The following is an 11,079-nucleotide window of genomic DNA, read 5'->3' on the forward strand; positions in this document are numbered from 1 at the left end:
GTTTCGGGAACCGTTAGTACCTAACCTCCCAATGATACGCGCCTCCAAAATTTAGGGGGGATTACTGAACTCTTGCCTGTATGGTCTGAAATTCTGAGACCAACTCTATCCGATGCAATTTTCGGGCACTGTCATCGAGTTCGGCCAGATTCCCGAACATCAAATCGTAGTGCGAAAATGTATCGTCAGAACCCTCAATCATATTCGGCGCGTTGCGGTTCCGAGTTTCCAAACAGGTGGCGAGAGCACCAAGTAGGTCATAGAAACCGAGCTCTGGGTTTGCCGCATATCCTTGAGATTTTGCCTTCCCCGAAAACTCTGTGAAATGCACTTTATGTTCATCGAGGAAACTCGCGAACGAAACCCCTTGCTCTTCATTCTCGATAGCCCGCGCCATTTGAGAAAGCAGCGTAGCCAGTGCTGCGTCATCAGACATCGCCTGATGGTCCTTAAAAACCCCAACCACATCTTCGGCAGTCTTGGACGTTCCGAAATATGCCGCAAGGTGTCTGCCTCGCTTTTCTAGTTTGTCGATATATTCTATCAGCAGGTCACGATCCTTGACGGGCAACAATCGCATCAAAGGCTGCAGGCGCCTGTCCGCGACTTGGCGCGCCAAAGTCCTATCAAGACTGTCGAACAGTCGCTCGCACTTACTAATTTCCTTGCCGAACGCTTTTCCCGCTCCGCCTGATTTAGGCTCAGTCGGCTCAAATTTGTCCGTCCGGAAATGCCTACTCAGCGCATACAATTTCGCGCCCATTAAATCCTGAGCATCGATCGGAAGAGCGCATCCATCCACTGCGGAAAGTGCTTTGTTCAATACTGGGTCGCCAAACACCAAGCGGCGATCATGGTCGGATTGCGACATCGCTCCTAGTTCCTTGCGCAAAATCAATGCCGAATATAGCGCTGAAAACGCAGCTGCGGCAGACACCTTGTGCCGACCGTCATCGATGAGCGCGTCGCAGGCCTTCTCCAATGCTGCGATATAGCCGCAGGTCAACATGCCATGTACATAGTCGCGGAGATCCGCCGGAGTTCCCGCAAACAGATCTCGATCAGTCGCAAGAGCCTCGATGAGTGCTTGCCGGCGCTGATAGCGACCGATCACGTGATATGTTGTGGTGCGGTTTTCGACGTCCTTATAAAGCACGCAAGCGTCAGCATCTCGCGCTTCGTCGATCCAGGCATTTAAACGTTCAACTTCTTTTTCAAGGTCGGCGCGGAAATCGGATCGGCCTTCGAAGACACGTCCAAACCCACTGAACTTCTCAGAGAATTCGGGGCCGAATTTGCTGAATCTCTCATCAGCCAGCCGCGAAATCTCAAACCCGTTCATATAGGTTGAGCCAAGCGCCAACATTGGAATGAGATCACTGACTGTGAAATCGGGCACAAGTATCGTGGCTTTTACGCGCTCGGCTCTCGCCGGCTCTGCCTTTCGCAATCCGAGAAGGCCTTCAACCTCAGTCCCCTCTCCAATAGTATCGAGATTCAGAAGTTCAGGTTCAGGACCGAGACACGCCACAACCTCGACCCGGTCAGGTCCCGATAGTTCATCCTCAGCGTCACTCAATGCCCTGAAAAGGCTGCGATCGAGCTGGGCGCGGGTCGGGGCTTCGACGACGACGATCAATGTCTCGTCCTCTGGGCACATCCCTAGAATTTCGTTAAGCGCGACACGATCGTCTTGAAACCACTCCTGCTGGTCTCGAAGCACAATCAGGTTGATACTCCCACTCCCGAACACGCGGCGGCGAACCCACTCTTTCCACGGCCCCTCTCGTCTGGCCCGTGGAAGAGGATCAGACGTCCTGAGGGAGATGCGAAGATGGGATGGAACGAATTTGTTCAGCCAGAATACAGCGGCGGTCACTCCAAGACCTGCGGCAAGCGAGAGAACAATTTCGAGCACATCGGCAAATTGAAAATCCAGAACATTGGCCGCGAGTGCGAATGAGATCGCCCCCAGCGGATCGGCAAAAGGTGTTTCGAAGCCTTTCCACCACCCGACGCAGACAGCAACGGCAAACACAAGGGCCACAACGCCGAAGGACCGCGACATCAACTTGCGTGACCCGAGCACAAAACGGAGCCACTCAATGACAAAGCGCTTGCCTGACGGGGGCTCGGGTTCGAGAAACGGACGACCGACAGGCTCTTTGGCCAAAGCGTCCGCACTGCGCTTTGTGCAGTCATAAACCAATGGACGTCCAAGGCGTTGACCCGAGGCCGGGAGATGAGAGATCAGACTCGACCGACCAGATGGGATCTCTGCGCCAGTCTTGGCTCGGGACAGATCGAACCCGTTCACCTGTGGGAACTCTTCGATCAAACGATCAATGTCGGTGCCATGATCCCCGAACGCCCCGATCACATGCACGCCCGGCTTATCATTCACGACGTGGCGGGCCACGCGGTCCCAGACCGCGCTTCGAAGACCCTTACCAGAGATCTTCTTCATGCGGATCACAGGGGTGCCTCCCAGATCCGGATCTCTAACCTCACGCAGTTCAAAGGTGCCACCATCGGGAATGTCGGGAGCCGCCTTGTCCTGAGGAGGCTCGGGTTCCACGCCCAGCCATTTTTTGAGATCACCCAATGCGCCTCTGCCGATCAGGAAACGGGCGAGCGTATCGGGCTGCTCAATACCCTTCGCCTCCAAAAGACGCGCCAACGGCGTTGCGGGAAGCCCCTCCCGCTTCAGCTCCAAAAGCTCCTCATCCGAAATTGGCCGCGTGGAGACATCGAGATCAAGCGGACCGCCCCCAAACCCCTCCAAATTCAGGCGCCGAGGAGCATGCCCGTTTCTGAAGGCCTGATTGCCCTCACCATCCACAAAGTCTCCGATCGCAGCAACGATGGAAAATTGGTTCTCAGCTAAAATGTTTCTCGAAAGAGTGGCGCGGGAAGGTTCATCGACACTTCGCCGCCTACCGAGACGAATTCCGGCCCACTCATTCCCCCAGCATTGATTGCCCGAAATCTCGTCACTTTCACTGGACCACAATACGATGCCTGACCCAACGTTTTCGTAGCATGCGTTGTCTCGCAAAACGGCGCGGGAGGGATCATCCGGCGACTCAGGGCTGCGATTTAGACTAATACCAGAGTTGCTATTCCCCCAGCATTGATTGCCCGAAATCTCGTCACTGTCACTGGACCACAACACGATGCCTGCACCGGTGTTTTCGTAGCATGCGTTGTCTCGCAAAACGGCGCGGGAGGGATCATCCGGCGACGCATCGCTGCGATCTAGACCAATACCATTCGCGCTATTCCCCCAGCATTGATTGCCCGAAATCTCGTCACTTTCACTGGACCACAACATGATGCCTGCCCCAGTGTTTTCGTAGCATGCGTTGTCTCGCAAAACGGCGCGGGAGGGATCATCCGGCGACTCAGGGCTGCGATTTAGACTAATACCAGAGTTGCTATTCCCCCAGCATTGATTGCACGAAATCTCGTCACTGTCACTGGACCACAACACGATGCCTTCACCGGTGTTTTCGTAGCATGCGTTGTCTCGCAAAACGGCGCGGGAGGGATGATCAGGCGAAGCTTCGCTGCGAGCTAGATCAATACCATTCGTGCTATTCCCCCAGCATTGATTGCCCGAAATCTCGTCACTTTCACTGGACAACAACGAGATGCCTGCCCCAGTGTTTTCGTAGCATGCGTTGTCTCGCAAAACGGCGCGGGAGGGGTCATCAGGCGAAGCATCCTGGCGAGTTAGAGCAATACCATTCGCGCTATTCCCCCAGCATTGATTGCCCGAAATCTCGTCACTGTCACTGGACCACAACACGATGCCTGCACCGGTGTTTTCGTAGCATGCGTTGTCTCGCAAAACGGCGCGGGAGGGAAGGTTCGGATGAAGAACACTGGGAGCCACCCCCAATCCATTCCCTCCAGTTCGGCCCAACTTACAGCTCTCCACGCCACAACCGGAAGACGAGAACAAAGTCACCGCACTGCCGTCCATACCCTGCACAGTTAGCTTCGTCAGCGAAAGCCCCGTGCAAAAGTGCGCGACCAGTCCCCTTAATCTCTCGGCATCCCGCGTCCCTGAGATTTCGACATTCTCGGCGCTCACCTCCGCACAGGCGTCGAAAAACACGATGCCCCAATGGAGGTAACGATCCCCCCAATCTTCTTCAGCGATTGCCTCATGTTCCGGCAACTCTCGCAAACGGATGTTCTTCGCCGTGGACCTGATAGACAAATCGCTCAGCCGAACGTTCGATACATTGCGAGCTTCAATGGCGGGACCGTCGAAGTCATGGGTGAGAACGGTCAGCCCAAGCCCCGCACCGGACAAGGTGACACCATCGGGAATACGCACCGTTGTATCAAGCACGAAGGTCCCCTCGGCGAGTGACACCGTATCCCCTGGCGCGGCGGCGGCGAGCGTATCGTGGAGGGCTGAAACACCGTGTTGCGGAGAGACTGTGTGAATTCGTGACACGTTAAAACCTATCTCTGAAATTTCCTGTAGCGTCTTGCCTCACCCACGGTGAGTCAAGAACATTGGACGGGCGTTCGGTGTGGCGGCGGCTGTGCGAGCCGCCCACATCATCGCTCAAGGACTACCAGCTAACGCTCTCCAGCGTCGACTATCTCAACAACGACTTCTAGCTCCGCCTCGGCAAAGACCGAGCCGCCGAATTCGCCGCCTTCCTCGACACGGTGATGAACGCAAGCCAGAGCGGACCTGAGTTTTAATCCAGCCCCCTACGACTTGCCGTATTGCGACAGCGCCATCGGCATCCAATTAGTGCCGATGGCCTCAAGCACGTTGAGATTGAAGCCCCAATCAAAACTAAAATCTTGCACCAAAAGGCCTGCGCAACCGAAAAACCTAGCGTTTTGCCATGCCTCATTTAGGGCCGCTTTTTAAAGCCGCGCCGCAGCGATCGAGTTGATCTTGAATGTCCGCTATGGGCCTATTTTGTTGAAAAACTCGTGCTTGATCGAAGTGTAAGTTGCTGATTCAATTTTCCATACCAGTTGGAGGATTGAGCGATGATGGGAGCGAGACAAGAAGTACAGGCGGCCCTTTTCTACGAGTTCTCGCTGGAAGATCATGTTCCCCAAGATCACCTGTTGCGCTCGATTGATCGGTTTGTCGACTTGGATAGCATTCGCGTCCATCTGGCGGATTTCTACAGTCACACCGGCCGCCCATCCATCGATCCCGAGCTTCTGATCCGGATGCTACTGGTGGGCTATTGCTTTGGTATCCGGTCCGAGCGGCGGCTGTGCGAGGAGGTGCATCTGAACCTGGCCTATAGGTGTTTTTGCCGCCTCGATCTCAGCGATCGCGTCCCTGACCACTCGACTTTCTCTAAGAACCGGCACGGGCGTTTCCGCGAGAGCGAACTTCTGCGGCACCTGTTCGAGAAGACCGTCGCGCGGTGTATCGAGGAAGGCCTCGTCAGCGGCCAGCGCATGGCCGTCGATGCGAGCCTGATCGAAGCCGATGCCAACAAGCAGAACTCGACACCGAAGGAAGATTGGGACCCGGCGCAGGTCGATCCCGCTGATGCCCCGCGGGCCGTTCGCGAGTATCTCGACACCCTGGATGAGGCCGCGTTTGGCGCCGCCAGCGAGGTGCAGCCCAAGTTCACGTCCCATTCCGACCCTGCAAGCCAATGGACTGCCGCCCGTAAGGGGCCGGCATTCTTCAGCTATTCCGACAACTACCTGATCGATACGGATCACGGCGTCATCGTGGACGTCGAGGCCACCAGGTCGACCCGGCAGGCCGAGGTTGGTTCGACCAAGACCATGTGAGAACGGCGGTGCAAAATTAGACCACGGTAGCGCCGCCATATTGACGGTGCGGGCGGCGTAAAAGTCGTCCACTTTTTCCCTTCTTGCGGCAGCAAGGAGGGCGAGGAGATTTACACCGTGGAACTTTACAGGAAGGTCAGGCTGGCGCGCAGCGAGGGGATGAGCCAGCGGGAGCTTGCGCGGCATTTCAACATCTCGCGCGACACTGTTCGCAAGATTTTGGCGTTCTCGTCGCCGCCGGGGTACCGGCGCACGAAGGCGATCAAGCGGCCGAAGCTTGATGGATTTACCGAGATCATCGATAGCTGGCTTGAAGAGGACAAGACTGTGCCTCGCAAGCAGCGCCACACGGCGAAGCGGATCCACGAGCGGCTTCGGGCGGAGCACGGGTTTACCGGAGGGTATACGATCATCAAGGATTACGTTCGGCAGCGTGACCGGCGCAGCCGTGAGATGTTCGTGCCGCTGTCGCATCCGCCGGGCCATGCGCAGGCCGATTTTGGCGAAGCGGTGATTGTGATCGGGGGCGTTGAGCAAAAGGCCCACTTCTTCGTCCTGGATTTGCCGCACAGCGATGCCTATTTCGTGCGAGCCTATCCGGCGGCGACGGCGGAAGCCTGGATGGACGGCCATGTGCATGCCTTTGCCTTCTTTGGCGGGGTGCCGCAGTCGGTGCTCTACGACAACGACCGTTGCTTGGTCTCGAAGATCCAGCCCGATGGCACACGAGTGCGTGCCACGCTGTTCAGCGGGCTGTTGTCGCACTACCTTTACCGAGACCGCTACGGACGGCCCGGTAAAGGCAACGACAAAGGGAATGTCGAGGGGATGGTCGGCTATGCCCGTCGCAACCACATGGTGCCGATCCCCCGCTTCCCGGACTGGGAGAGCTTCAACGCCTATCTCGAAGAGCAGTGTCTCGCTCGTCAGAACGATATGCTCCGGGGGCACACGGAGACCATCGGCTCGCGTTTGCAACTGGATCTGGCCGAGATGCGCCCCTTGCCAGCCGCTCCCTTTGAGACCTGCGCACAGGCCAGCGGTCGGGTGAGTTCCCAGTCTTTGGTCCGCTACGACACCAACGATTACTCGGTCCCCGTGGCCTATGGCCATCAGGATGTCTGGGTACGGGCCTATGTCGATCAGGTGGTGATTGGTTGCCGTGGGGACGTGATCGCACGCCATCCGCGGTGCTACGCGCGCGAGGACATGGTGTTCGACCCGATCCACTACCTCCCGCTGATCGAACGCAAGATCAATGCCCTGGATCAGGCCGCGCCTCTTGCAGAGTGGGGCTTGCCAGACGAGTTCGACACGCTGCGCCGCCTGATGGAAGCGCGCATGCTGAAGGCAGGGCGCCGCGAGTATGTCCAGGTGCTGCGCCTTCTGGAGACCTTCGGCATGGAGGAGCTACACACCGCCGTAAAACAGGCCTTGAAGATGGGCGCGGTCGGCTTTGATGCTGTGAAGCATCTGGTTCTGTGTCAGGTCGAGAAGCGACCACCACGGCTCGACCTCGAGGTGTACCCTTACCTGCCACGGGCGCGGGTCGAGACGACCTCCGCGGCCAGCTACATGTCCCTGATGTCGGAGGCTGCGGAATGACCCATGTCCCCGAGATCCTGCTGGAGCATCACCTCAAGAAGCTGAAGCTTCCGACATTCCTGCGTGAGTATCAGAAGGTTGCGCGCCAATGCGCCGCCGAGGGGGTGGACCACGTTCAGTTCCTGACCCGCCTGGTGGAATTGGAACTGATCGATCGCGAGCGACGGATGGTCGAGCGCCGCATCAAGACGGCCAAGTTCCCGGCCACCAAAAGCCTAGATAGCTTCGACTTCAAGGCAATCCCCAAGCTCAACAAGATGCAGGTGCTGGAGCTGGCGCGCTGCGACTGGATCGAACGGCGCGAGAACGTAATTGCTCTTGGGCCGAGCGGTACCGGCAAAACCCACGTTGCCCTCGGCCTGGGGCTCGCCGCTTGCCAGAAAGGAATGACCGTCAGCTTCACCACCGCCGCTGCCCTAGTCAACGAACTGATGGAGGCGCGCGACGAGCGCCGCCTACTGCGGGTTCAGAAGCAAGTCGCCAACGCCAAGCTGCTGATCATCGACGAATTGGGCTTCGTCCCTCTCTCCAAAACCGGTGCCGAGCTGCTCTTCGAGTTGATCTCGCAACGCTACGAGCGCGGGGCCACGCTGATCACCAGCAACTTGCCCTTCGATGAATGGACGGAAACCTTTGGCACCGAGCGCCTCACCGGCGCGCTCCTCGACCGGCTGACCCACCACGTCAACATCCTCGAGATGAATGGCGAGAGTTATCGCCTGGCTCAGAGCCAAGCGCGAAAAGCCACCAAAATCTCCTGATCACGAAGGCAGGACTTGGCCCTTACGGGCCAAGGCGGCCAGTCAACCGCCAGCTATTTGAGGAGCGCGGATGACTGGCCGCCAGCGCTCTGTGCGCCGTCACGCTCAACCCACAAGTGGTCTACTTTTGCGCCGCCCTTTGGTAGGTTTTTACTCCGCCGTTGACACCCGTCCTGCCCGGTGATGCCGGTGATAAGCGCGCGTTTCGTCATGGTCTGTCTCTAGCCTTTATTTACAAATTGCCCAAGCTTGCTCAGGTTTTTCCAGATCAGGGCGCCCACACCCCCAACCTCATTTTTCTTCAGCGCGCGGTAGTCTTCGCTGCTTTTGCGGAGTATCCGTTCCAGAGAGCGATTGCTCTCGCCCCCGACACGCATTTTGACCAAGACCTCGGGCAAATATGCGGCCGAGATATTCCCGCGTCCGAAATAGCGTAAAATGCTGTCGTAATCCGCTGCAATGCGAAAGCTTGTATCATATCCGCCCCAACGTTTCATGACAGAGCTTCTAAGAAAAAGCGACGGATGTGGCGGCATCCAACCACGCCGCAATTTGCTTGACGCATACTGCCCCGCAACCCAATGACGGATCACCTTGTTTGTGTCACTTGCCGAGACATAATCGAGGTCGCCATAGACCGCATCTGTCCATGAGGACGAAAATTTCTGCGCGACATGTTTGAGGACATCCGTATGAGCGAAGAAGTCATCGCTGTGCATAAGTCCGACGACATCCCCACTCGCTAAATCGATCCCCTTGTTCAACGCGTGATAGATGCCGTCATCGGGTTCGCTGATCACGCGCATGTTGGGCGTCTTGAAACGCTCGACCTCGTCGAGTGTCCGGTCCGTTGAGGCGCCGTCGATGATCAAATGCTCCACATTGTCATAGGACTGCTCGGCCACACTCTGAAGCGCCTGCCCGATCGTCGCTTCACGATTGTAAACGGCTGTGATGATGGAGATTTTCATGAGATCATATTTAAAATGGCATCGGTAACTATTATCGTTGCCTATCGTCTTTGGTTTCCAAAGTGAAGAAGTGAATTTTTATTATACAGTTGACCGATGTCATCAAGCATTTGCAACTTTATCCATCATATCGCGAGAAGATCCATCGAAAAATGCTTCAAATGTTGCATAAACCTTTCGCTCGACGCGTTGCGCTTCACCACCGCATCCATGGTTTCCATTATCGTCCCGCAAGCGACATTTTCTCCTGCATCACCTCATCCTCCTCCCCGCCTCACAACAAGAAAATGCAACGGGATTCTTTCGGGACTTGCATCATCACAGTCCCTTCTGAGAACTCGAGGACCAGCAGCTTGGGTGCCAGAATCTGCTTTTGCAGGCGCAGAATCCGTTTCTCGTCTCTGACCTCAATCAGCTCATGGACAAGATCCACCTTAAATCAGGCCGCAAATTGGTCAAAAGACTGGGACCACCTCTCGGTTTCGATACCCATACAGTGTCGATATATGGGTATCGCGTAATGGCCAGAAGGGGCAGGCAACGACAGGAGCCTACCTTTCTGCCGCCCTGTAAAACAGCTCCTCGGGAATGCTATTTACAAACCTCGCAAGGGCCCTCGCACTCTCCGGATCGACAAAAGAAAAATCGATAATCGCCTTGTACATTGCGTCGCGATCCTTGCACAGTTCAGCCGGCAACAAGGTGGTGAGGAGCATTAAGAACTCATCGTATTTGGTCTCGGTCATGTCATGTACGGTTCCAGTTTCGCTGCCCTCCGGAATGTTCCCCATCACATCAATAGCGCCCGGATAACAACCGGTCTCTTCCTGCGCCCTTGATCCTTCAGAGGGTTCTTCGCCCTTGGTCTTAGGCCTCAGGCAAGCGTCGCCGCTGCAGGGGGTGACGGTCTTGCGCAAACTCAACTCATCCATTTTACATCCTTTCAGTGTCGATTTTCTCCACCCGACCTACGCGCAGCTTTTCAAAATGGAAGATGACCACCCTGATTTATCGGGGGTTATCCACATTTGAGGAGTGATTTGGACGTGTCACGGTTTGATGCCGCTCCTTTGATAGCCTTTACTGGAACAAAGGAGACTGACTATGGGACTGAAACGGACGGACGAATTTCGCCAAGATGCAGTGCGTATTGCGCTGACCAGCGGGTTGACGCGCAAGCAGGTGGCTGATGATCTGGGCGTTGGCATGTCGACGCTGAACAAATGGATCACAGCACACCGAGACACGAAGGTGGTTTCACAAGAGGATTTAGACCTCGCCAAAGAGAATGAGCGGCTTCGACGAGAGATCCGGCTTCTCAAGGAGGAGAGGGAAATCCTAAAAAAGGCCACCCAGTTCTTCGCGGGCCTAAAGCAATGAGATTTAGGTTTGTCGAGGAACACAGGAACCATTTTCCAGCCAACCGTTTATGCAGTGTCGTTGGCGTCAGCACACGTGGCTTGCGGGCCTTCCGTAGTCGCCCTGCCAGTCGCAGACAACGATCTGATATGGTCACGCTTGCACACATCAAAGAACAGTCCCGCCTGAGCCTTGGTAGCTACGGCAGGCCGCGAATGACCGAAGAGTTGAAGGAGATCGGTCTGGACGTCGGTCATCGCCGTGTGGGCCGCTTGATGCGCGAGAACGGCATCCGGGTCGAAAGATCGAAGAAATACAAGGTCACGACGGACAGCAACCATGCGTTCAACATCGGGCCAAACCTGCTGAACCGGGACTTCCACGCCGATCAACCGAACCAGAAGTGGGCGGGCGACATCAGCTATGTCTGGACGCGAGAAGGATGGCTCTACCTGGCTGTTATTCTTGACCTGCATTCTCGGCGGGTGATCGGCTGGGCAGTCAGCAATCGCATGAAACGCGACTTAGCGATCCGAGCATTGAACATGGCCATAGCTTTCCGGGCGCCGCCCAAAGGCTGCATT

At 56.3% G+C, this 11,079-nt stretch carries 5 protein-coding genes and 2 pseudogenes; 4 read left to right on the top strand and 3 right to left on the bottom strand.

What is annotated here, in order from left to right:
- Nucleotides 1-61: 61 nt before the first annotated feature.
- The gene (locus tag NH195_RS20920) at nt 62-4,471 is read right to left on the bottom strand and encodes a right-handed parallel beta-helix repeat-containing protein (RefSeq protein WP_162265878.1); all 4,410 of its coding nucleotides are present in this window, start codon (nt 4,469-4,471) and stop codon (nt 62-64) included.
- A 557-nt stretch (nt 4,472-5,028) separates the two neighbouring features.
- On the opposite strand from NH195_RS20920, the pseudogene NH195_RS14420 reads away from it, so the two are divergent.
- The 3 genes and pseudogenes from NH195_RS14420 to istB form a co-directional block, all read left to right on the top strand.
- Nucleotides 5,029-5,796: pseudogene (locus tag NH195_RS14420) on the top strand (transposase); the annotation flags it as partial.
- Nucleotides 5,797-5,916: 120 nt separating this feature from the next.
- Nucleotides 5,917-7,404 (top strand): IS21 family transposase, encoded by a 1,488-nt coding sequence (gene istA, locus NH195_RS14425; RefSeq protein ID WP_162265879.1) that lies wholly within the window; start codon nt 5,917-5,919, stop codon nt 7,402-7,404.
- Nucleotides 7,401-8,165, top strand: a complete 765-nt coding sequence (gene istB, locus NH195_RS14430; protein ID WP_066708309.1) for an IS21-like element helper ATPase IstB — start codon at nt 7,401-7,403, stop codon at nt 8,163-8,165. Before istA ends, istB begins: the two co-directional genes overlap by 4 nt.
- Before the next feature lie 221 nt (nt 8,166-8,386).
- On the opposite strand, the gene NH195_RS14435 is transcribed toward istB, so the two are convergent.
- Both NH195_RS14435 and NH195_RS14440 read right to left on the bottom strand, forming a co-directional pair.
- Nucleotides 8,387-9,136 carry a glycosyltransferase family 2 protein gene (locus NH195_RS14435; RefSeq protein ID WP_066708312.1) on the bottom strand — a complete coding sequence of 250 codons (750 nt, stop codon included), beginning with the start codon at nt 9,134-9,136 and terminating at the stop codon, nt 8,387-8,389.
- A gap of 551 nt (nt 9,137-9,687) precedes the next feature.
- Nucleotides 9,688-10,068 carry a hypothetical protein gene (locus NH195_RS14440; protein WP_066708313.1) on the bottom strand — a complete coding sequence of 127 codons (381 nt, stop codon included), beginning with the start codon at nt 10,066-10,068 and terminating at the stop codon, nt 9,688-9,690.
- 172 nt (nt 10,069-10,240) lie between these two features.
- Here NH195_RS14440 and NH195_RS21270 point away from each other — a divergent pair.
- A pseudogene (locus NH195_RS21270) lies at nt 10,241-11,079 on the top strand (IS3 family transposase); the annotation flags it as partial.

Origin of the sequence: Celeribacter ethanolicus (assembly GCF_001550095.1) — a bacterium.
Lineage (GTDB): Bacteria > Pseudomonadota > Alphaproteobacteria > Rhodobacterales > Rhodobacteraceae > Celeribacter > Celeribacter ethanolicus.

Bases quoted from the DNA above. Each gene is read 5' to 3' on its own strand.
- NH195_RS14435 (WP_066708312.1), bottom strand. From the start codon at position 9,136: ATGAAAATCTCCATCATCACAGCCGTTTACAATCGTGAAGCGACGATC.
- istB (WP_066708309.1), top strand. From the start codon at position 7,401: ATGACCCATGTCCCCGAGATCCTGCTGGAGCATCACCTCAAGAAGCTG.
- NH195_RS14440 (WP_066708313.1), bottom strand. From the start codon at position 10,068: ATGGATGAGTTGAGTTTGCGCAAGACCGTCACCCCCTGCAGCGGCGAC.